General features: G+C 62.7%; 19 protein-coding genes. 6 read left to right on the plus strand and 13 right to left on the minus strand.

Annotated features, from left to right (window positions below; all coding sequences use genetic code 11):
• Positions 1–23: 23 nt before the first annotated feature.
• The 10 genes from astD to acs all read right to left on the minus strand — a co-directional run bounded on the left by astD (position 24) and on the right by acs (position 12138).
• Entirely contained in the window at positions 24–1487 is a 1464-nt protein-coding gene (gene astD / locus QN085_RS18725; protein WP_196183895.1) for a succinylglutamate-semialdehyde dehydrogenase, read from the minus strand.
• The gene (astA, locus tag QN085_RS18730; RefSeq protein ID WP_013973651.1) at positions 1488–2516 is read right to left on the minus strand and encodes an arginine N-succinyltransferase; all 1029 of its coding nucleotides are present in this window, start codon (positions 2514–2516) and stop codon (positions 1488–1490) included.
• 78 nt (positions 2517–2594) lie between these two features.
• Entirely contained in the window at positions 2595–3614 is a 1020-nt protein-coding gene (gene aruF, locus QN085_RS18735) for an arginine/ornithine succinyltransferase subunit alpha (RefSeq protein ID WP_013973652.1), read from the minus strand.
• 146 nt (positions 3615–3760) lie between these two features.
• A complete protein-coding gene (locus QN085_RS18740; RefSeq protein WP_023661361.1) occupies positions 3761–4981 on the minus strand; it encodes an aspartate aminotransferase family protein in 1221 nt (406 codons plus the stop codon).
• Positions 4982–5413: 432 nt separating this feature from the next.
• Complete coding sequence (argR, locus tag QN085_RS18745; protein ID WP_024087503.1) at positions 5414–6394, minus strand: transcriptional regulator ArgR; 981 nt, start codon at positions 6392–6394, stop codon at positions 5414–5416.
• A gap of 97 nt (positions 6395–6491) precedes the next feature.
• On the minus strand, positions 6492–7256 hold the full coding sequence (locus tag QN085_RS18750) for an ABC transporter ATP-binding protein (RefSeq protein WP_023661363.1): 765 nt from the start codon (positions 7254–7256) through the stop codon (positions 6492–6494).
• A 22-nt stretch (positions 7257–7278) separates the two neighbouring features.
• A complete protein-coding gene (locus QN085_RS18755) occupies positions 7279–7977 on the minus strand; it encodes an ABC transporter permease (RefSeq protein ID WP_003260115.1) in 699 nt (232 codons plus the stop codon).
• Positions 7974–8663, minus strand: coding sequence for an ABC transporter permease (locus QN085_RS18760; protein ID WP_003260113.1), 690 nt, complete (start codon positions 8661–8663; stop codon positions 7974–7976). The genes QN085_RS18755 and QN085_RS18760 overlap by 4 nt, the downstream gene beginning before the upstream one ends.
• Before the next feature lie 88 nt (positions 8664–8751).
• Positions 8752–9537 carry an L-arginine-binding protein AotJ gene (gene aotJ / locus QN085_RS18765; RefSeq protein WP_023661364.1) on the minus strand — a complete coding sequence of 262 codons (786 nt, stop codon included), beginning with the start codon at positions 9535–9537 and terminating at the stop codon, positions 8752–8754.
• Positions 9538–10176: 639 nt separating this feature from the next.
• A complete protein-coding gene (gene acs, locus QN085_RS18770) occupies positions 10177–12138 on the minus strand; it encodes an acetate--CoA ligase (RefSeq protein ID WP_023661365.1) in 1962 nt (653 codons plus the stop codon).
• 398 nt (positions 12139–12536) lie between these two features.
• Here acs and QN085_RS18775 point away from each other — a divergent pair, with 398 nt between their 5' ends.
• A complete protein-coding gene (locus QN085_RS18775) occupies positions 12537–12791 on the plus strand; it encodes a DUF2790 domain-containing protein (RefSeq protein WP_003260110.1) in 255 nt (84 codons plus the stop codon).
• 155 nt (positions 12792–12946) lie between these two features.
• Here the strand turns inward: QN085_RS18775 and QN085_RS18780 are convergent, their stop codons facing one another.
• Positions 12947–14506, minus strand: coding sequence for a sigma-54-dependent phenylalanine hydroxylase transcriptional regulator PhhR (locus tag QN085_RS18780; RefSeq protein WP_024087504.1), 1560 nt, complete (start codon positions 14504–14506; stop codon positions 12947–12949).
• A gap of 255 nt (positions 14507–14761) precedes the next feature.
• On the opposite strand from QN085_RS18780, the gene phhA reads away from it, so the two are divergent.
• The 4 genes from phhA to QN085_RS18800 all read left to right on the plus strand — a co-directional run bounded on the left by phhA (position 14762) and on the right by QN085_RS18800 (position 17630).
• The gene (gene phhA, locus QN085_RS18785) at positions 14762–15550 is read left to right on the plus strand and encodes a phenylalanine 4-monooxygenase (protein ID WP_003260109.1); all 789 of its coding nucleotides are present in this window, start codon (positions 14762–14764) and stop codon (positions 15548–15550) included.
• A gap of 39 nt (positions 15551–15589) precedes the next feature.
• Positions 15590–15946, plus strand: coding sequence for a 4a-hydroxytetrahydrobiopterin dehydratase (locus QN085_RS18790; protein ID WP_003254532.1), 357 nt, complete (start codon positions 15590–15592; stop codon positions 15944–15946).
• Positions 15947–16221: 275 nt separating this feature from the next.
• A complete protein-coding gene (locus QN085_RS18795) occupies positions 16222–16350 on the plus strand; it encodes a hypothetical protein (RefSeq protein ID WP_015271274.1) in 129 nt (42 codons plus the stop codon).
• 92 nt (positions 16351–16442) lie between these two features.
• Positions 16443–17630 carry an MFS transporter gene (locus QN085_RS18800; protein ID WP_023660661.1) on the plus strand — a complete coding sequence of 396 codons (1188 nt, stop codon included), beginning with the start codon at positions 16443–16445 and terminating at the stop codon, positions 17628–17630.
• A 124-nt stretch (positions 17631–17754) separates the two neighbouring features.
• Here QN085_RS18800 and ydiJ read toward each other — a convergent pair whose 3' ends face one another.
• A complete protein-coding gene (gene ydiJ, locus QN085_RS18805) occupies positions 17755–20775 on the minus strand; it encodes a D-2-hydroxyglutarate dehydrogenase YdiJ (protein ID WP_023660662.1) in 3021 nt (1006 codons plus the stop codon).
• 152 nt (positions 20776–20927) lie between these two features.
• Here ydiJ and QN085_RS18810 point away from each other — a divergent pair, with 152 nt between their 5' ends.
• Positions 20928–21812 (plus strand): LysR substrate-binding domain-containing protein, encoded by an 885-nt coding sequence (locus QN085_RS18810; protein WP_013973663.1) that lies wholly within the window; start codon positions 20928–20930, stop codon positions 21810–21812.
• Between the two features lie 98 nt (positions 21813–21910).
• On the opposite strand, the gene QN085_RS18815 is transcribed toward QN085_RS18810, so the two are convergent.
• Entirely contained in the window at positions 21911–22864 is a 954-nt protein-coding gene (locus QN085_RS18815; protein WP_013973518.1) for an IS110 family RNA-guided transposase, read from the minus strand.
• Positions 22865–22932: the final 68 nt, after the last annotated feature.

Raw genomic sequence — 22932 nt, forward strand, 5'->3', positions numbered from 1 at the left:
CGGCTAGGCTCCGTGACCTGTTGTTATAGGGTGACGCCCGGCGTCAAGGTTGCCGGCAAGGCAAGGCTGGCGGTCTCCAGCGAAGCCACGGGGTAAGCGCAGTAATCCGCTGCGTAATAGGCGCTGGCGCGGTGGTTGCCACTGGCGCCCACGCCGCCGAACGGCGCACTGCTGGCGGCACCGGTCAGTTGCTTGTTCCAGTTGACGATGCCGGCGCGGCTGCGCAGCCAGAAGTACTGGTAACGGGCGTGGGAGTCGGACAGCAAGCCGGCGGCCAGGCCGTACTGGGTGTTGTTGGCCTCATCGATGGCGGCATCGAAGTCGGCATAGCGGATCACCTGCAGCAGCGGGCCGAAGAACTCTTCGTCCGGGCGCTCGGCCACAGCGGTGACATCGACAATGCCTGGGGTCAGCAGTGCGGCGTCGGCCTGCGGCTGGGTCATTTCCAGCAGCTTCACAGCACCCTTGGCGACCAGTTCGGCCTGGGCCGCAATCAGCGCCCGCGCCGCCTGCAGCGAGATCACCGAACCCATGAACGGCGCCGGCTGCTGGTCGAACGCCCCGACCGTGATGGATCTGCTCACCTCGACCAGGCGCGCGATCAGCGCATCACCCCAGGCGCCTTGCGGCACCAGCAGACGACGGGCGCAGGTGCAGCGCTGGCCGGCGGAAATGAACGCCGACTGGATAATGGTGTACACCGCCGCATCGAGGTCCTTGACCTCGTCCACCACCAGCGGGTTGTTACCGCCCATTTCCAGGGCCAGGATCTTGTCCGGGCGGCCGGCGAACTGCTGATGCAGCAGGTTGCCGGTGCGGCTGGAGCCAGTGAAGAACAAGCCATCGATATCTGGGTTGGCGGCCAGTGCCACACCCGTTTCGCGCGCGCCCTGCACCAGGTTGAGCACACCCGCCGGCAACCCGGCGGCAATCCAGCAATTGACGGTCAGTTCGGCCACCTTGGGCGTCAGCTCACTGGGCTTGAACACCACGCAGTTACCAGCCAGCAGCGCTGGCACGATATGGCCGTTTGGCAGGTGACCAGGGAAGTTGTACGGGCCGAACACCGCCACCACGCCATGGGGCTTGTGCCGCAGCACGGCCGTGGCATCGGCCAGCGGGCCGCTCTTTTCGCCGGTGCGCTCGCGGTAGCTCTGCACCGAGATCGCGACCTTGTTGATCATGCTGGTGACTTCGGTCGCCGACTCCCACAGTGGCTTGCCGGTTTCCTCGCCGATGCACTGGGCCATGGCTTCGGCATGCGCTTTCAGTTGCGCGGCGAACTTCTCCAGCACATCGATACGCGCCTCCAGGCTCAATTGCGCCCAGGCCGGGAAGGCCTGACGCGCAGCCTGCACGGCGGCATCCACCTGGCTGGCGTCAGCGCCCTGACCCTGCCAGACGACGGCTTGCGTCACCGGGTTGAGCGACTGCAGGGTTTCGCCCTGGCCAACCTGCCAATTGCCTGCGATGTAATGCGTGGTCATTTACTGGGCCTCCCGGCTTGCCGACAGCGGCACGGCGCGCACGTTGTCGCCGGCGCCCATGCGCAGGCGTTTGGCGGTCAGGGGGTCGACCACCAGGGTACCGGCAGCCAGCCGCGCAGGTGCGGCCGTGATGCGGCAGTCGTCGCGCTTGCGGTTGTGGATGATGTAAGGCGTCGCGTCGTCGCCCGGCGTGCCCACCGCCAGCACCAGGGTCTGGCTCTCGCGCACGGCGCGGATCCTGGAGGTGTCGCACTCGATGGCGGGGCCGGCGTCGAAGATGTCGACGTAGCCCTGGTAGTTGAAGCCTTCCTGCTTGAGCATGGCCAGCGCCGGCTCGGTGTCCTTGTGCACGCGGCCGATCACGTTGCGCGCCGCCTCGGACAGGAAGCAGGTGTACAGCGGGAACTTCGGCATGAGTTCGGCAATGAACGACTTGTTGCCCACGCCGGTGAGATAGTCGGCCTGGCTGAACTCCATCTTGAAGAAGTGCCGGCCCAGGCTTTCCCAGAACGGCGAGCGGCCCTGCTCGTCGGACATGCCGCGCATTTCGGCGATGATCTTCTTGCCGAACAGCTCGGGGAACTCGGCGATGAACAGCATGCGCGCCCGCGACAGCAGGCGGCCGTTGAGGCCGGAGCGGTAGTCGCTGCGCAGGAACAGCGAGCACAGCTCGGAGTTGCCGGTCAGGTCGTTGGCCAGGAACAGGGTGGGGATTTCGCGGTAGATCTTCAGCTCCTGCGAGGCGCTGACGGTCAGCCCGACCCGATAGTTGTACCAGGGCTCGCGCAGGCCGACGGCACCGGCGATGGCACTGATGCCCACCACCATGCCTTCGTCGTTTTCCAGCACGAACAGGTAGTCGGTGTCGCCACGCTCGGCTTCGCCGCGGAAGCTCTTCTCCGCCCAGCCAACGCGATGCCCCAGGCGCTCTTCGTTGGCCGGCAGCGTGGTCAGCCCGGTGGTACCGGTGCTGCGTGCCAATTCGATCAACGCAGGCAAATCGCTGCTGCGTACAGGACGAACGATCATGCTATCTCCTTTTGCGGCGGCGGCGGCCGGCGCGAAACTCTTCTAACGCATCAATCCCGAAACGTCTGTTGCCAGACCTCAGACCGCAACCAGGCGCACGCTGGCCCCCTCGCCCACCCCCAGCGCCTCGGCGGCTGCCGGGCTCAGGCTGACCGGTTTGCCCGGCACCCAGTCCAGGTCCAGCAGCACCGCGCGGTAGTCCTGCAACTGGCCGTTGCACACCAGGTACGGGCGCCCGCCCTTGACCGGGGCTTCCTCGAGCCTCACCGGCACAACCCGGCTCTGGGCGATCGAGCGGATACCCGAGGTGCGCGCATGCAGGGTCGGGCCACCGTCGAAGATGTCGATGTAGTGCTCGGTCTCGAAGCCTTCGCGCATGAGGATGTCGAAGGTAATCTGCGCCCGCGGGTGCACCTGGCCCATGGCTTCCTGAGCCAGGTCAGGCAGCAGCGGCACGTAGATCGGGTAGTGCGGCATCAGTTCGGCGAGGAAGGTGCGGCTCTTCAGGCCGCACAGGCGCTCGGCGTCGGCGTAGTTGAGGTCGAAGAAGTTGCGGCCGATGGCATCCCAGAACGGCGATTCGCCCTGCTCGTCGCTGTAGCCGACGATCTCGGTCACCACCGAGTCGGCGAAACGCTCCGGGTGAGCGGCCATGAACAGCAGGCGGCCACGCGAATTGAGCTCGGCCCAGCCACTGTTCACCAGTTCCGGCAGCACATAGAAGCTGGTCAGCAAGCTGTTGCCGGTCAGGTCATGGCACAGCGAGAGCACATGGATCTTGTTGTGGATCTTCAGCTCGCGCGAGGCGTGCACGAAGGTCTCGTTACGAAAGCTGTAGAACGGCTCGGAGTAGCCGGCCGAAGCGACGATGGCCGAGCAACCGGCCAGCTTGCCGGTTTCGCTGTCCTCGAGCACGAAGAAGTAGCTTTCTTCACCGTTGAAGCTGACCTCGGCGGCGAAGGAAGTCTCGGATGCGGCGATCTTGTCGCCCAGGCGAGCGGTGTCGTCCGGCAGCGAGGTGACACCAATGGGGCTGTCTGCAGCCATGCGCTGCACTTCGTTCAGATCAGCCATTTGCGCGGGGCGCATCACCAGCATGGTGTCACTCCTTTGGAATCGGGCCGCTCACGGCGGCACGGAAAAACGGCAGATGCACTGGCACCTGCACTGGAATCGGGTATCACCGGCCCGGTACAGACTCGGGCTGAGCCTGCACCGTGGCCGGCAAAGGGACCGCGGGCGGATCAGCCCTTGGTCAGGGTGGCCACGGCGCGCTCGAAGCGGTCCAGGCCTTCGTCGATGTCGGCGTCTTCAACTACCAGGCTTGGCGCGAAGCGGACCACTTCCGGGCCGGCCTGCAGCACCATCACGCCTTCTTTCTCGGCGGCGTTGAGCACGTCCTTGGCCTTGCCTTTCCAGGCCTCGGTCAGCACGCAGCCCAGCAGCAGGCCAACGCCACGCACCTGGCTGAACAGGTTGTACTTCTGGCCGATCTGCTCCAGGCGGACCTTGAAGCGCTCATGCTTGGCCTTGATACCGTCCAGGGTTTCCGGGGTGTTGACCACGTCCAGCACCGCGCAGGCGACGGCGCAGCCCAGCGGGTTGCCGCCGTAGGTGGTGCCGTGGGTGCCGACAGCCAAGTGCTTGGCCAGCTCGGTGGTGGTCAGCATGGCACCGATCGGGAAACCGCCGCCCAGGCTCTTGGCGCTGGTCAGGATGTCCGGGGTAACGCCGTAGTGCTGGTAGGCATACAGCGAACCGGTACGGCCAACGCCGGTCTGCACTTCGTCGAAGATCAGCAGGGCGTTGTGCTCGTCACACAGTTTGCGCGCGCCTTCCAGGTAGGCCTTGTCGGCCGGCACCACGCCGCTCTCGCCCTGGATCGGCTCGATCACCACGGCGCAGGTCTTGTCGGAAATCTGTGCCTTCAGCGCTTCCAGGTCGTTGTACGGCACATGGCTGATGCCGGTGATCTTCGGGCCGAAACCATCGGAGTACTTCGGCTGGCCACCGACGCTTACGGTGAACAGGGTACGGCCGTGGAAGCTGTTCACGGTGGCGATGATTTCGTGCTTTTCCGGGCCGAAGCGGTCGTGGGCAACACGACGGGCCAGCTTGAAGGCGGCCTCGTTGGACTCAGCGCCGGAGTTGCAGAAGAACGCACGGTCGGCAAAGGTGGCGTCCACCAGCTTGTGGGCCAGGCGCAGGGCCGGCTCGTTGGTGAACACGTTGGATACGTGCCAGAGGGTATTGGCCTGCTCGGTCAGGGCCTTGACCAATGCCGGGTGGCAGTGGCCCAGGGCGTTGACCGCGATGCCACCGGCAAAATCGATCAATTCGCGACCCGACTGGTCCCAGACACGGGAGCCCTCGCCTCGCACAGGAATGAAGGCCGCCGGAGAATAGTTGGGGACCATGACCTGGTCGAAATCGGCACGTTGCACCGGGGCTTGCTCAACGGACATCTGAGTCTCCTGAAGAGGAACGCTGGCCTGGAAGTGGCGAGCGATGGGGGGATTGTAAGGACTGATCCGCGCCTGTCCTTGCGGCCAAGCGACAACTTGTTACAGCGCAAAACCCAGTTTTGACAAGGCTTTCGGCAATGCGACAAACACTGTCGCAATCGCGCAGTGTACGGGAGAGAGGGGGCTGGGTGAACGGGTGTACACATATAGAAGCGTGGTTGCCTGTACCGGCCGATTCGCGGGCACGCCCGCTCCCACCTGGACCGCACAGGCTTCAAACATCGCACAGACCTGCGGGAGAAAGGGCGCTGCCTGCACCGGCCTCTTCGCGGGTGAACCCGCTCCCACAGGACCTGTGCAAGATTCGAACGTTGTGCGGCCCCTGTGGGAGCGGCTTCAGCCGCGAAAGGGCCGGCACAGGGTAAGGAAATATCAGCCTTTTTCGGCAGGCGCCGAGCTCAGTTCGAACGGGCTGCTGCTACGACGCTGGTTGCGGTCCTCCCGCGGCGTAGCACCAAAGAAGTTGCGGTAGGCACTGGAAAAATGCGGCCCCGAGGAGAAGCCGCAGGACAGCCCGATCTGGATGATCGACTTGCTGGTCTGCATCAGCATCTGCCGCGCCTTGTTCAGCCGCAGCTCCAGGTAATACTGGCTCGGCACGCGGTTCAGGTACTGCTTGAAGATACGCTCCAGCTGCCGGCGCGACACGCACACGTGCTGGGCAATTTCGTCGGTGGTCAGCGGCTCTTCGATGTTGGCTTCCATCAGCAGTACCGCCTGGGTCAGCTTGGGGTGGCTGGAGCCCAGGCGGTTCTGCAGCGGAATACGCTGGCGCTCGCCACCCTCGCGAATGCGCTCGACCACCAGTTCCTCGGACACCGCCCCGGCCAGCTCCGCCCCGTGATCACGGGCCAACACTGCCAGCAGCAGGTCGGTCACGGCCATGCCGCCACAAGCTGTCAGGCGATCGCGGTCCCAGTCGAACAGGTGACTGGTGGCGATGACCTTGGGGAAGCGCTCGGCAAAATCATCCTGCCAGCGCCAGTGCACCGCAGCCCGGTAACCGTCGAGCAGGCCCAGCATCGCCAGAGGGTAGACCCCGGCCGACAGGCCGCCAATCATGCAGCCACTGCGCGCCAACTGCTTGAGCGCCGTCGACAACGCAGCCCCCACCGTCAGCGGCTGCTCGTCAGCCAACAGGAACAGCTTGTGACATCCCTCCAGGCGACCGTTCCACGGCTCGCCCGGCAAGCGCCAGCTACCCTCTTGCGCCGGCTCCGCCTGCAGGAAGACCAGATCGTAGACCACTTCCGGGTGCACCCGCTGCGCCACCTGCAACACTTCCTCGGCCAGCGCCAGAGTCAAGGGCTTGGTGCTTGGCCAGATGAGAAAACCGATTCGCTGGGTGGTCATAGGTGCGGTCCGAAACCTGAGGTCGTTCGAGTCTGTGCGCCGGGTCAGGCTGCGCTCGCCGCGCAGCATGCCCTATTCTGGTGCAAAAATGCAGCTTTTACTTCAGGCTGCCGGAGAGGAACTGCTTCAGGCGCTCCGACTGCGGGTTGGCCAGCACTTCGCGTGGGCAGCCGGTTTCTTCCACCAGGCCCTTGTGCAGGAACACCAGCTGGTTGGAAACCTCACGGGCAAAGCCCATTTCGTGGGTCACCACCACCATGGTGCGGCCTTCCTGGGCCAGCGACTGCATCACCTTGAGCACATCGCCCACCAGTTCCGGGTCCAGCGCCGAGGTCGGCTCGTCGAACAGCATGACCTCCGGTTCCATGGCCAGCGCCCGGGCAATTGCCACGCGTTGCTGCTCGCCACCGGACATGTGCCCCGGGAAGGCATCCTTGCGGTGGGCGACTCCGACCTTGGCCAGGTAATGCTCGGCCTTTTCCAGGGCCTCCTTGCGATTCACACCCAGCACATGCACCGGCGCTTCGATGATGTTTTCCAGCGCGGTCATGTGCGACCACAGGTTGAAGTGCTGGAAAACCATCGACAGGCGCGAGCGCATGCGCTGCAACTGACACGGGTCGGCGGCCTTGAGCGCGCCGTCCTTGCCCGGTACCAGCTTCAACTCTTCGTTGTTGAGCAGGATCTTCCCGGCGTGCGGTTGCTCCAGCAGGTTGATGCAGCGCAGGAAGGTCGACTTGCCCGAACCGCTGGAGCCGATGATGCTGATGACATCGCCTGCCTTGGCCGACAGGGACACGCCCTTGAGCACTTCATGGCTGCCGTAGCGCTTGTGCAGGTCTTGGACTTCGAGTTTGTACATGCTGTCGATTCTCACAAAGCGGTCAGTGCTTGCGCGGCGCCAGGTAGCCGAGCCAGCGGCGTTCGGCCATCTTGAACAGGCGCACCAGGATGAAGGTCAGGCACAGGTAGAACACGCCCGCCGTGATATAGGCCTCGAAAGGCAGGTAGTACTGGGCATTGACCGTGCGCGCAGCGCCAGTGATGTCGATCAGGGTAACGATCGACGCCAGGCTGGTGGTCTGCAGCATCATGATCACTTCGTTGCTGTACTGCGGCAGCGCCCGGCGCAGGGCCGACGGCAGCAGGATGCGCCGGTACATCTTCATGCGCGACATGCCCATGGCCTTGGCCGCCTCGATTTCGCCATGCGGCGTGGCCTTGAGGCTGCCGGCGATGATTTCGGCGGTGTAGGCACTGGTGTTGATGCCGAATGCCAGGCAGGCGCAGAAGGTAGCACTGGACAGCAGCGGCCACAGGAAGCTTTCGCGCACCGCCTCGAACTGTGCCAGGCCATAGTAGATCAGGAACAGCTGCACCAGCATCGGCGTGCCGCGGATCACGTAGGTGTAAAGCCACGCCACGAGATTGACCGCTGGCTGCTTGGACACTCGCATCAGGCCCAGCGGAATGGCCGCCAGCAGCCCGAAGAACAGCGAAATCGCCAGCAGCTTGAGGGTGGTCAGCAGGCCGCCGAAGTACATCGGCAGTGCCTCCCAGACGACGTTGTAGTCGAAGATCATAGTTCAGCCACCTTGACGCCAACCGAGTAGCGGCGCTCGAGATACTTCAGGGCCAGCAGCGAGATGCTGGTCAGCACCAGGTACAGGGCCGCCACCGCCAGGAAGAAGGTGAAAGGCTCACGGGTGGCATCGGCCGCCTGCTTGGCCTTGAACATCATGTCCTGCAGGCCCACTACCGAAATCAGCGCGGTGGCCTTGGTCAGCACCAGCCAGTTGTTGGTGAAGCCCGGGATCGCCAGGCGAATCATTTGCGGCACCTGGATGCGGAAGAACACCTGGCGGTTGCTCATGCCATACGCCACGCCCGCTTCGGCCTGGCCTTTGGGAATACCGAGGAACGCACCGCGGAAGGTTTCCGACAGGTAGGCACCGAAGATGAAGCCCAGGGTACCGATACCCGCGATCAGCGGATTCAGGTCGATGTAGTCTTCATAACCGAGCAGCGGCGCAACCCGGTTGATGATGTCCTGCCCGCCGTAGAAGATCAGCAGGATCAGGACCAGGTCCGGAATACCACGAATCACCGTGGAATACAGATCGCCCAGCCAGGCCAGCCAGCGCACCGGCGACAAGCGCAGCGCCACACCGATCAGGCCGAGCACGATGGCCAGGGCCATCGACGACAGGGCGAGCTGAAGCGTCAGCCACGCCCCGTCGAGGATGACTGCCCCGTAGCCTTTCAACATGATGAGGTCCTCGACCTAGAGAATGAAAAATGGTGCAAACCTCAGAGCCTCTGCTGTTTGCACCATTGCACAGGTGAAACCCGACGTCTTAGTTCGAGTCTGGACCGTAGATGTCGAAGTTGAAGTACTTCTTCTCGATTTCTTTGTACTTGCCGTTGGCACGGATGGCGTCGATGGCAGCGTTGATGCGGTCGACGTTGGCCTTGTCACCCTTGCGCACGGCAATACCGATGCCGTCGCCGAAGTACTTGGCGTCGGTGAAGGCCGGGCCTACGAAGGCGAAGCCCTTGCCGGCGTCGGTCTTGAGGAAGCCGTCTTCCAGCAGGGTGGCGTCAGCCACGGTGCCATCGAGGCGGCCAGCTGCCACGTCCAGGTAGATTTCGTTCTGGGTGCCGTAAGGAACCACGGTGGCACCTTTGGCGCCCAGTACTTCCTTGGCGAAGCGGTCGTGGATCGAGCCGCGCTGCACACCAATCTTCTTGCCCTTGAGCTCATCCAGGCTGTCGCTGACGGCGGTACCTTCCTTCATCACCAGGCGCGCAGGGGTCAGGTAGTAGCGCTTGGTGAAGTCGACCGATTTCTTGCGGTCTTCGGTAATCGACATGGACGACAGGATGGCGTCGATCTTGCGCACTTTCAGCGCCGGGATCAGGCCGTCGAACTCCTGCTCGACCCAGGTGCACTTGGTCTTCATCTCTTCGCACAGGGCGTTGCCGATGTCGTAGTCAAAACCGGCAATGCTGCCGTCTGGCTGCTTGAAGGCGAAGGGTGGGTAGGCGGCTTCGATGCCGATTTTCAGCGGTTTTTCATCGGCCTGCGACACCAGGGAAAACACGGACAGCGCCAGGGCGCCAAGCAGTGCGAGCTTCTTCATCAGGTAACTCCATCGGTACGGGGCAATACAAGGCAGGTAACGGCTGCCCGATATGCGAATGGGTACAACGCGAGCCGCGCAGGGTTCGACCAAGGCCGCAGACCACGAGCGAGTGAGTGGCATTTTAACGACAGCCCGGTAGTCGATATTTCTTCAAAGCGACAACTACTTACAGAAGCGCTTGAAACGGCAACGGGCGATGTTGACAGCCATTGCAAAATATGCAAGAGCGCAAGAAATAGAACCTATAGTACTAGCAATTCCCGGGCCTATTATTGGCAAAGCCTTGTATTACGGCAAGTGCAGCGTGCCGTGTCGCAAAAAAGGCTGCGAAAACGCACCGAAACAAGCCGGATTTGTTTCCTGGCGCCCCGATATTGTGCGACGCCGGTGACAGAACAGTTACCGATGAATGTCGGGTAACAGTAAAGCAAAAACCCCGCCGGTTGCCCGGGCGGGGTTCTTGTTGGCTGGCCTCACTGATACAACACAGCCCTCAGGCATATACCTCACACTGTGGGAGCGGCTTCAGCCGCGAACACCGGCAACGCCGGTGCCATCCACCGCGCTGGGTTCTTCGCGGCTAAAGCCGCTCCCACAGAGATAGCGCAACGCCTCCAGCGTTTGCGAGCTTCGCTATCAGGCCGAAGCCAGGCTCATGGCCTTGTGGGTATCGATCAGGTGTTGCACCACACCCGGGTCGGCCAGTGTCGAGATATCACCCAGGGCATCGTACTCACCGGTGGCAATCTTGCGCAGGATGCGGCGCATGATCTTGCCCGACCGGGTCTTCGGCAGCCCCGGCGCCCACTGAATCACATCCGGCGAGGCGATCGGGCCGATCTCCTTGCGCACCCAGTTCTTCAGCTCCAGGCGCAGCTGCTCGCTGGCCTCGATACCGGCATTGAGGGTGACATACACATAGATGCCCTGCCCCTTGATGTCGTGCGGCACACCCACCACCGCAGCTTCGGCCACTTTCGCATGCGCCACCATGGCGCTTTCGATTTCGGCAGTACCCATGCGGTGACCGGACACGTTCAGCACGTCATCCACGCGACCGGTGATCCAGTAGTAGCCATCCTCGTCGCGGCGCGCACCGTCGCCGGTGAAGTACATGCCACGGAAGGTCTTGAAGTAGGTATCGACGAAACGGTCGTGGTCGCCGTACAGCGAACGCGACTGGCCCGGCCAGGAATCGAGGATCACCAGGTTGCCCTCGGCAGCGCCCTCGATCAGGTTGCCCAGGTTATCCACCAGCGCCGGCACCACGCCGAAGAACGGACGCGTTGCCGAGCCTGGCTTGAGGCCGGTGGCGCCAGGCAGCGGGCTGATCAGGATGCCGCCGGTCTCGGTCTGCCACCAGGTGTCGACGATCGGGCAACGCTCCTTGCCCACGGCCTTGTAGTACCAGTTCCAGGCTTCGGGGTTGATCGGCTCACCCACCGAGCCCAGCAGGCGCAGGCTGGAGCCATCGGCACCTTCGACTGCAGCCTGCCCTTCGGCCATCATCGCGCGGATAGCGGTTGGCGCGGTGTACAGGATGTTGACCTTGTGCTTGTCGATGATCTTCGACACACGAGTGATGTCCGGGTAGTTCGGCACGCCCTCGAACAGCAGGGTGGTGGCGCCGTTGGCCAGCGGGCCATAGACGATGTAGCTGTGGCCAGTGACCCAACCCACGTCGGCGGTGCACCAGTACACCTCGCCCGGGCGATAGTCGAACACGCGCTCATGGGTCAGCGCTGCATATACCAGGTAGCCACCGGTGGTGTGCAGCACGCCCTTCGGCTTGCCGGTGGAGCCGGAGGTATAAAGGATGAACAGCGCTTCCTCGGCACCCATCTCTTTCGGCGCGCAGTGGCTGGAGGCGACTTTCATCAGGTCTTCGTACCAGATGTCGCGGTGCTGGTGCCAGGCAATGTCGCCACCGGTGCGCTTGCACACGATGATCTTCTGCACGCTGTTGGTTTCAGGGTTGGTCAGCGCCAGGTCGACGTTGGCCTTGAGCGGGGTACGGCGACCACCGCGCACGCCTTCGTCTGCGGTGATCACGACCTTGGACTTGCAGTCGATGATACGGCCAGCCAGCGCTTCGGGCGAGAAGCCGCCGAACACCACCGAGTGAATCGCACCGATACGGGCACAGGCCAGCATGGCGACCACGGCTTCGGGGATCATCGGCATGTAGATGGTGACCACGTCACCCCGGTGCACATCCTGGCCACGCAAGGCGTTGGCGAACTTGCAGACCTGCTCGTGCAGTTCGCGGTAGGTGATGTTGCGGTGTTCGGAAGGGTCGTCGCCTTCCCAGATGATGGCCAACTGGTCACCGCGCTCTTCGAGGTGGCGGTCCAGGCAGTTGGAGGAAACGTTCAGAGTGCCGTCGGCGAACCATTTGATATCGACGTGATGGTCGTCGAAGGAGGTCTGCTTGACCTTGGTGAACGGCTTGATCCAGTCGATGCGCTGGGCCTGCTCGCGCCAGAAGCCGTCCGGGTTGATCACCGATTGCTGGTACATGGCCTTGTAGGTGGCCTCGTCGGTCAGGGTGGTGGCCGCAACCTCGGGACGAACGGGATACAGTGGAGCCGCACTCATCTGTGTTACCTCGGTGTAATAGTTGTTTTTGTATGGAACCGTTTGTAACTGTACCAGAGCGACAAAAGCCATTCGACGTTGGTAGTAATTTGGTACGCCCGTCCCGACAAAGCGCTCTGGCACGCACCTTACAGCCATGGCGAGGAAAAAATGGGGCCATTTACCAGAGGATTGTTACAGATTCTGTCAAAACACTTTATCAAAAGACCCACTGTTTCGGCCTTGGCCCCAGCCATAAAATTCACCTCGCCAGCAACGGCAAGGCGATTAACAACTGGTAACAGCCCCCACGAAGGCAAGCGTTAATCCCCCTCCAAACCTGATAGTTAAAACTAGCAATACTCGCGGCGCCATAAGCGCCGCGTGCCCCCTCACGACCTTAGACAGGTAAATTGAAAATGAAAGCTTTACTGGTATTGGTACTTGGCAGTCTTTGCGGCGCGGCGATGGCCGGCGAAGCCAAAGATGCCGAGCAGATTCCGGTTGAACAGTACAGTTACTCGCAGCACCTGGACATTGCCCGCGTCATTTCCATGAGCGAAGTGCCCAATGTGTGCGAAGTCGTGCCAGCCCGCATGACCTACGAGGACTCCAAGGGCCAGAAGCACATTCTCGAATACCGCGTGATGGGGAACGGCTGCTCGAACGGCTGATACCTTGTGAATTGGGGGCCCTGCGGGCCCCATTCGCGGGCTTGCCCGCTCCCACAGGTACAGCGCCTGCCCTGAATTTGGCGCGGTACCTGTGGGAGCGGGCAAGCCCGCGAAGAATATTGCACCTGATTAACAGGTTATTGACCAACCGCTTATTAATCTACCGACTTGCCCAACGAATAATCCCTCAACTTGTTGGCAATAGTCGTATGCGAAACACCCAGTCTTTTACCTAAAGCCCGACTACTCGGGAATTCCCCCATCAAACTTTCCAGCACCGCTTTTTCAAAGCGCCCGACAATCTGCGAAAGATCCCCGTCCAGCGAAAACTCACCCAGCGGTTGGCGCACGCCGTAATCCGGCAAACGTATATGTTCACTTTTGACCACGCCGCCTTCGCATAACGAAACCGCCTGGAACAACACGTTTTCCAACTGCCTTACATTACCCGGCCAATGATACTGGCCGAGTTTGTCCATCGCCGCCGGCGCCAGGCGCGGCATGGCGCAGCCGATCTGCCGGCTGGCCTGGTCGAGAAAGTGCTGCACCAGCCCTTCCAGGCCATCCATGCATTCGCGCAATGGTGGAATGTGCAGCGACAACACATTGAGCCGGTGATACAGGTCCTGACGAAACTCGCCCCGGGCACACAATTCGGACAAATCCACCTGGGTCGCGCAGATCACTCGCACATCCAGGTACACCTCTTCATCGCTGCCGACACGACGGAAGCAGCCATCCTGCAGAAAACGCAGCAGCTTCACCTGCAGGCGCGGGCTCATCTCCCCTACCCCGTCGAGAAACAACGTGCCACCGGCGGTCAGCTCCAGCAGCCCCAGCTTGCCCTCGGCCCGCGCCCCTTCGAATGCCCCGGGGCCGTAGCCGAACAGCTCGGTCTCGGCCATCGACTCGGGCAACCCGGCGCAGTTGAGCGCCATCAACGGCGACTGGCCGCGCGGGCTTGCCAGGTGGCAGGCACGCGCCAGCAACTCCTTGCCGGTGCCGGTCTCGCCCTCGATCAGCAAAGGCGCGTCCAGCGGCGCCATGCGCCGCGCCTCGCGCACCACCGCAGCCATCACCCGCGAGCTCTGGAAAATACTGTCGAAACCGCGCAGCTCCTGCTTGCGCACGTTATAGATGCGCTCACCGATTCGGTCGGCGCGGTGCAGGGTCAGCACCGCGCCGGCCAGCGCCTCGCTGTCGTCGTGCTCGGACTGCAGCGGCGCGATATCGGCCAGGAACACATCGCCCTTGACCTTGATGCGCAGGCCGTTGATGCGCGACTTGTTGGCGCGCACCAGCTCCGGCAGGTCGAAGTCCTCCACATAGCGGGCCAGCGGCATGCCCGGCACCTCGTCCACCCGCACCCCCAGCAGCTGCGCAGCGGCACGGTTGGCGGCGACGATGCTGCCGCCCATGTCGATCGACAGTACCGGAAAGTCCAGCGCACCCAGCAACGCATTCAGCTCCATGTGCCGGCGCTCGCTGGGCATCAGCCCCACGCGCTTGACACCGAATACCCCGGCAATCGCCTCGAACTTCGGCCGCAGCGCCTGGAACTGCAGATTGATCAGGTTCGGGCAATGCAGGTAGATGGCGTTGCCATGGTCACCGCCCACCTCGCCGCGCAGCACGTTGATGCCGTACTCCACCAGCAGGTTGAGGATGTCGCGCAGGATGCCAATACGGTTCTGGCAATGCACTTTGATACGCATGAGGGCTCTCGAAGCGCCGATGTTTTTCAACACCGCGCAGAAAAGTCGTAAAGATAAGCTGACAAAAACAGCCGAAGCTTCAGCCAGACGCCTCGGATTTTCCGACACCTGCGTCTTTTTGTAAAATTATCGTTACGAATTCATCGTCGCGAGCCAGCCGCCCCCGCGCCCCACCCCGTGCAAAGCGGCCAGCGAAGGGATATTCCTTAGGCATGTCCTGCACATAACAAGAAAAGCCCTCACCAGGAGAGCCACATGAAACAGACGCAATACGTGGCACGCGAGCCCGATGCGCATGGTTTTATCGATTACCCGCAGCAAGAGCATGCGGTATGGAACACCCTGATCACCCGTCAGCTGAAAGTGATCGAAGGCCGCGCGTGCCAGGAATACCTGGACGGCATCGACCAGCTCAAGCTGCCCCATGACCGTATTCCGCAACTGGGCGAGATCAACAAGGTGCTGGGCGCGACCACCGGTTGGCAGGTTGCCCGGGTCCCGGCGCTGATCCCCTTCCAGACCTTCTTCGAACTGCTGGCCAGCAAGCGCTTCCCGGTAGCCACCTTCATCCGTACCCCGGAAGAGCTGGACTACCTGCAAGAGCCCGATATCTTCCACGAGATCTTCGGCCACTGCCCGCTGCTGACCAACCCCTGGTTCGCCGAATTCACCCATACCTACGGCAAGCTCGGCCTGGCCGCGACCAAGGAACAACGCGTTTACCTAGCGCGCCTGTACTGGATGACCATCGAGTTCGGCCTGATGGAAACCGCGCAGGGCCGCAAGATCTATGGCGGCGGCATCCTCTCGTCGCCAAAGGAGACCGTCTACAGTCTGTCTGGCGAGCCCGAGCACCAGGCCTTCGACCCGATCGAGGCCATGCGCACACCGTATCGCATCGACATCCTGCAGCCGTTGTATTTCGTGCTACCGAACATGAAGCGTCTGTTCGACCTGGCCCACGAAGACATCATGGGCATGGTTCACAAAGCCATGCAGCTGGGCCTGCACGCACCGAAGTTTCCACCCAAGGTCGCTGCCTGAGCGACCTTGCCGATAACAACTCGAACCGGAAAACACCACATGAATGCCTTGAACCAAGCCCATTGCGAAGCCTGCCGCGCCGACGCACCAAAGGTCACCGACGAAGAGCTGGCCGAGCTGATTCGCGAAATCCCGGACTGGAACATCGAAGTACGTGACGGCCACATGGAGCTGGAACGCGTGTTCCTGTTCAAGAACTTCAAGCACGCCCTGGCGTTCACCAATGCCGTGGGCGAGATCGCCGAGGCCGAAGGCCACCACCCGGGCCTGCTGACCGAGTGGGGCAAGGTCACCGTGACTTGGTGGAGCCACTCGATCAAAGGCCTGCACCGCAATGACTTCATCATGTGCGCACGCACCGACAAGGTGGCGGAGACGGCTGAAGGCCGCAAGTAAGCACTGAGAAACTGGAGCCTGTGGGAGCGGGTTCACCCGCGAAGCAGACACCGCGGTGCATGGCACCGGCTTCGCCGGTGTTCGCGGGTAAACCCGCTCCCACAGGGGCCCCAGTTTTTTGCAGGAAAAATGTTCGCTGTTCGCCCGCAAAACCGACAAGCGACCGCCAAAAAAACCCAAACTGTCATCCAGACTTGTGTATCCTGCCCCAGCTTTGCAAAGCTTCAAACGCGCCTGGCGCAGACTTTTCACTCACACTTGCGAGGAACGACGAGATGCATGAAATCCCGAATCTTCCCTTCCCAAGCCTGAACCCAGAAGAGCCAACCGTTACCGTTCACGCCGAACCGGCAGCTGCCGTCGAGCAGGATGGTGACGATCAATCCAGCGCTGACCAGGAATAACCGCGCATCCCCCGACTGTGTGAAAACGGCTGACCTGCGGGCCACCCCCCGTCATCACGTTTTCACACCGTCCAGAACCCACGTAGGCCCTCATGCCCCACTCACCGCGCCCCCTTGCGGTCACCCTGCAAGTCGTCTCCATCGTCCTCTTCACCTTCATCGGCTACCTGAACATCGGCATCCCGCTGGCCGTATTGCCCGGCTATGTGCACAACGACCTGGGCTTCAGTGCCGTGGTCGCGGGCCTGGTGATCAGCGTGCAGTACCTGGCCACCCTGCTCAGCCGCCCCACCGCCAGCCGCATCATCGACAACTACGGCAGCAAGAAGGCGGTCATGTATGGCTTGGCCGGCTGCGGGCTCTGCGGGGTGTTCATGCTGGCCTGCGCCTTCCTCACCCACCTGCCCTGGCTTAGCCTGGCCTGCCTGCTGGTCGGCCGCCTGGTACTCGGCAGTGCGGAAAGCCTGGTGGGCTCCGGTTCCATTGGCTGGGGCATTGGCCGCGTAGGTGCTGAAAACACGGCCAAGGTCATTTCCTGGAACGGCATCGCCAGCTATGGCGCGCTGGCCATCGGCGCTCCGTTGGGCGTGCTGATGGTCAAGAGCCTGGGCCTGTGGAGCATGGGCGTGAGCATCATCCTGCTGTGTGCGCTCGGGTTGCTGCTGGCCTGGCCCAAACAGGCCGCACCGATCGTCAGTGGCGTGCGCCTGCCGTTCCTGCGGGTGCTGGGCAAGGTGTTCCCGCACGGCTCGGGGCTTGCCCTGGGCTCGATCGGCTTTGGCACCATCGCCACCTTCATCACCTTGTATTACGCCAGCCGTGGCTGGGCCAATGCGGCACTGACCCTGAGCCTGTTCGGCGCCAGTTTCATCAGTGCGCGACTACTGTTCGGCAACCTGATCAACCGGCTTGGCGGGTTCCGGGTGGCGATCGCCTGCCTGTCGGTGGAAACGCTCGGGCTGCTGATGCTGTGGCTGGCGCCCAGCGCCGAACTGGCGTTGGCGGGGGCCGCACTGAGCGGGTTCGGCTTCTCGCTGGTGTTCCCGGCACTGGGCGTGGAGGCGGTGAACCAGGTGTCGGCGGCCAACCGCGGGGCGGCGGTTGGGGCTTATTCGCTGTTCATCGATTTGTCGCTGGGGGTGACCGGGCCACTGGTAGGCGCGGTGGCGGCGGGGTTCGGGTTTGCTTCGATGTTTCTGTTTGCGGCAGCGGCGGCGGCTTGCGGGCTGGTGTTGAGCCTGTATCTGTATCGGCAGGCGCGGCGTCAGCGGGGTCTTTAAAAACAGGGGAGCGCTTTGCGCCCCTTTCGCAGTACAAGGCCGCTCCTACAAGAAAAACGCGGTCTCTCGTAGGAGCGGCCTTGTGTCGCGATGGGCTGCAAGGCAGCCCCTGGGGCCCTGAAGGTCAGCGCTGAGCGTACTGCAGCACCACCTCCAGCGGGTGGCGCATCTGCCGCTCGGTCATGCGCTTGACCTGGCTGCGGCACGAATAACCGGTCGCCAGCGGCTCGCCTTCCTTGTCCAGCTTGGTCGCCCACGACTGCTCGAAGATGGTCCGCGAGGTGTCCTGGTTGCGCGCCTCGTGCCCATAGGTACCGGACATACCGCAGCAGCCAGTCGCCTCGGTCACCAGCTTCAGGCCAAGGCGGGCAAACACCTGCTCCCACTGCTTGGTGCTGACCGGCACGTTGGTCTTCTCGGTGCAGTGCGCCATCAGGCGGAAAGTGCCCGGCGCGGTCGGTGCCTGCTCCGGCAGCACGTCCATCAACCACTCCTGTGGCAACAGCACCTGCGGGCAGCCATCCAGGCCCGGCACTTTCTGGTACTCCTGGCGATACACCAGGGTCATCGCCGGGTCCAGGCCCACAAGCGGCACGCCGCAGTCAGCCAGGGCCTTGAGCTGGGCGGCATTGCGGATCGCCGCCTTGGCGAACGCACCGAGGAAGCCCTGAACGTGCAGTGGCTTGCCGTTGGCACTGTACGGCGCCAGGAACACCCGGTGGCCCAGACGGTGCGCCAGGTCGATGAAGGCCGACAGCAGCGGCGTCTCGAAGTAACGGGTAAAGGCATCCTGCACCAGCACGATGCTGCGCTCGCGCTGGGCCGGGGTCAGTTCACGCAGGGCCGGCACGCTGGCCACGCCGACGCGGCAGCGGGTCAGGGTGGCCTGGAAGTTGAAGCGACTGATCAGCGGGCTGTCGACCATGCCGACCTTGTCGGCCAGCAGCTTGCTCACCCACTTCGAGCCCATCACCGCGTTGTACAGCCCGGGCGCGTGGGCCAGGTACGGGATGGTGAACTCCAGCGAACCGATCAGGTAGTCACGCAGCGGGCGCTGGTAGCGGCCGTGGTACAGCTCGAGGAAGCGCGAGCGGAAGTCCGGCACGTTGACCTTGATCGGGCACTGCCCGGCGCACGACTTGCACGCCAGGCAGCCGGCCATGGCGTCGTACACCTCATGGGAGAAGTCTTCCTGGCCCTGGCTGCGCGCACGGTTGTTGCGCAGGCGTGCCGGCAGGCCCTTGAGCCACGACACCTTGTTGCGTGCCGCCGCCAGCACGTCGATATCGGCTTCGCCCTGCAGGCGCAGCCATTCGCGCATCAGCGAGGCACGGCCCTTGGGCGAGTGCTGGCGCTCGCGGGTGGCCTTCCACGACGGGCACATGGCGTCGTTGGGGTCGTAGTTGTAGCAGGCGCCGTTGCCGTTGCAGTGCACGGCGCTGGGGAAGTCCTGCCACACGCGTTCGTCGATGGTGCGGTCGAGATCGCCGCGCAGGGTTACGCCATCGACCGGGGTCAGGCCTTCGGCACTGCCCAACGGGGTGCAGATCTTGCCCGGGTTGAGCTGGTTGTGTGGGTCGAAGGCGCCTTTAAGGCGCTGCAGCGCCGGGTACAGCTCGCCGAAGTACTCCGGCACGTATTCAGAACGCAGGCCCTTGCCGTGCTCGCCCCACAGCAAGCCGCCATAGCTTTTGGTCAGCGCCGCCACGGCGTCGGAAATCGGCTTGACCAGTGCGGCCTGGGCCGGGTCCTTCATGTCCAGCGCCGGGCGCACGTGCAGCACGCCGGCATCGACGTGGCCGAACATGCCATAGGCCAGGCCGTAGCCATCGAGCAGTGCACGGAAGTCGGCGATGTAGTCGGCCAGTTGCTCCGGCGGTACCGCGGTGTCTTCCACGAACGGTTGCGGGCGTACTTCGCCCTCGACGTTGCCCAGCAGGCCCACCGAACGTTTACGCATGGTATAGACGCGGGTCACCGCCTCGGCGCCCTCGGCCAGGGTGTGGCCCAGGCGCTCGACGCTGGTGTCGTTCTGCAGGTGCTGGATGAACGCTTGCACCTTGGCATTGACCTCGGCCGGCTCGTCGCCGCAGAACTCCACCAGGTTGATGCCCAGGGTCGGGCGCTCGGGGTCGGCCGGGAAGTATTCGGCGACGCTGTGCCAGACGATATCCTTCATCGCCAGCATCAGCACCTTGGAGTCGACAGTCTCGATCGACAGCGGCTTGTGCGCCATCAACGCGTTGGCGTCACGCAGGGCATCCATGAAGCTGGTGTAGCGCACGTTGACCAGCACGGCGTACTTGGGGATCGGCAGCACATTGAGCTTGGCTTCGACCACATAGCCCAGCGAGCCCTCGGCACCGCACAGCACGCTGTTGAGGTTGAAGCGGCCCTGCTCGTCGCGCAGGTGGGCCAGATCATAACCGGTCAGGCAACGGTTGAGCTTGGGGAAGGTGGCTTCGATGAGATCGGCCTGGGTTTCCTGGATCTCCCTCGCCATGCGGTACACCTCGCCGACCCGGCCGGGCGCAGCACAGGCCTGCTCCAGCGCGGCATCGTCGATCGGCAGGCTGTGCAGGCGCTCGCCGCCGAGCAGCACGCTGTGCAGCTCCAGTACGTGGTCGCGGGTCTTGCCATAGGTGCAGCTGCCCTGGCCGCTGGCGTCGGTGTTGATCATGCCGCCGACAGTGGCACGGTTGGAGGTGGACAGCTCGGGGGCGAAGAACAGCCCGTGCGGCTTGAGCGCAGCGTTGAGCTGGTCCTTGACAGTACCGGCCTGCACCCGCACCCAGCGTTCCTCGACGTTGATTTCGAGGATTTTGTTCATGTGCCGCGACAGGTCGACGACGATACCGTCGGTCAGCGACTGCCCGTTGGTGCCGGTACCACCACCGCGCGGGGTCAGCTTGACCTGCTGGAAGCGCCCCTCGGCCATCAGCGTGGCGACCCGCGCCACATCATCGGCGTCCAGCGGGAACACCGCCGCCTGTGGCAAGCGCTGGTAGATCGAGTTGTCGGTGGCCAGCACCGTGCGGGTGCCGTAGTCGGCACTGATCTGGCCACGGAAGCCGCTGTTGCGCAGGGCTTCGAGGAATTCGGGGTAGTTGGCGCTCGGGGCAACGGTCGGCAGCTGGGCGATCATCGAAGGATGGCCTCTTGATATTGGCTAATTCACGGGATTCCTGTCGTTCCGGCATGGGTGATGACATGCGGAGGTGACGTGCAGGCCAATGTTCCTGTAGTTTCGCTTCAGGGGCAAACGGATAATCCTGCCGCTATTAATGACTTTTATGAATGAATTACCGCCATCTCACCCCGTCCATGTCGCTGCTACTGGCTTTCGAGGCTGCCGCCCGGCATGAAAGCTACACCCGAGCCGCCGCCGAGCTGTCGCTCACCCAGAGCGCGGTCAGCCGCCAGGTGCAGGCGCTGGAGCAGCAACTGGGCCTGACCCTGTTCCGCCGCGAGGGGCGCCAGGTGCAGCTGACCGATGTCGGCCGCCTGTACCAGCGCGAGCTCAGCGAGGCACTGGGGCGCATCCGCAGCGCCACCTTGCAGGCGTTGGCCTACCAGTCGGGGGTAGGCACCTTGCGCCTGGCCACCCTGCCCACCTTCGGTTCGAAATGGCTGCTGCCGCGGTTGCATGCCTTCTACAGCGCACACCCGGGCATGCTGGTGCACATACATTCACGCATCGAAGCCATCAACTTCGACACCAGCGAGATCGATGCCGCCATCGGCGTGGCCAGCCACGACCTGCCGGGGTTGATCTGCCATCGCCTGCATGCCGAGGAACTGGTGGTGATATTGCCGCCTGAGGCTGGTGCGGACAGCCAAGGCTGGAGCCCTGCACGCATCAGTGAAGAGGTGCTGCTGAATGTGGCCAACAACCCGCATGCCTGGGGCGAGTGGTTCTCGCACCATGGCCTGGCGCACCGGGCGATGCGCCTGGGGCCGAGCTTCGAGCTGACCTCGCACCTGATCCAGGCGGTACGGGCCGGGATCGGCATCGGGCTGGTGCCGCGCATACTGGTGGAGGAAGAACTGGCCAAGGGTGAGCTCTACAGCCCAGGGGTGGCATTTGCCAGCCAGCGCAGTTATTACCTGATCTACCCGCCGCGCAATGAGGCATTGCCGTCGCTGCGGGCGTTTCGCAGTTGGTTGCTGGAGCAGATCTGATTTTTGCCTGTGCCGGCCTCTTCGCGGGTAAACCCGCTCCCACAGGTATAGCGCTGCTTTCAGATCAGGTGATGTCCCTGTGGGAGATTCTATGGTTTTCAGCAAGCCAGTTTCGCGCCTTTAGTGACGTATTCGTCCTGATTTTTCATCAGGGCGAATGCCACCCGCGCGAGCTTTCTTGCCAGGATTACCAAAGCTTGGGTTGTTGCTTTACCACTGCTCCGATGCTGTTCGTAAAGCCCTTTCCAGGCTGCCGATCTGCTGGCCGCCATCGCAGCGTTGTGCAATAAGCGACGAATTTCTGAACAACCTCGCTTGGTGAGGCGACGTCGCCCATTCTTCTGCCCGGAATCACTGACTCGTAAATCCATTCCTAGGAATGCAATGTACGAGTCACTGCTTTTGAACTCGCCCCTTGTAAAAGCCATCACCAATGCTGCGGCGGTGAGAAAACCAATGCCCTCTACTGCCTGGCAGCGAGCGACTTGTTCCTGTAGCCCAGCGTCTCGCAGTACTTCTTTAATCTTCTTTTGAATCAACTGATCCAGCCGATCTATCGACTTCACAAAAGTTTCGAAGGCGGCTTTCAAAAGGCTTTCGTTAGCCCAGCTCTGAGTCATTGCAGTACGAGCAGTCACCAAGGCGGCTCTGCGTCGCAAGAGGCTCTGAAGCTTGCCGTAGACAGCGGGAGGCGGGCTCCAAGGGCGAAGGTCCTCGCCTTCATTTTTTAAAAAACGGGACAACAACCGAGCATCGGAGGGGTCGGTTTTAACCCGTCCCCCAACACTTTTCCGGTAGTTGCTCAATTGAAAACCATCGATGACATAGACCTCGAAGCCTAGGCTGTGGGCCAATTCAACCAGGTCCAAGTGGTAGACATTGGTCGCCTCAACAGCGATAGCGGTGTTGAGGGTTTGTTGCTTGAGCCACCTTCTGATCTCGAGTTTGGAGTTTTTCAGCCTGATGATCTCGTCGCGATCATCGTGGTGGATAACCAGCTCAGCCTTCGCGACATCCGCACCCACGATCAACTTACCTACCTGCATTGCCATGGGCGGCTCCTCACGTTATGGTTTTTCGGCTTGAAGGGGTTTCACCAAGAGGCGCTGGCTTGCTTCTA

The sequence above is a fragment of the Pseudomonas sp. M2(2023) genome (assembly GCF_030263955.1).
GTDB lineage: Bacteria > Pseudomonadota > Gammaproteobacteria > Pseudomonadales > Pseudomonadaceae > Aquipseudomonas > Aquipseudomonas asiatica.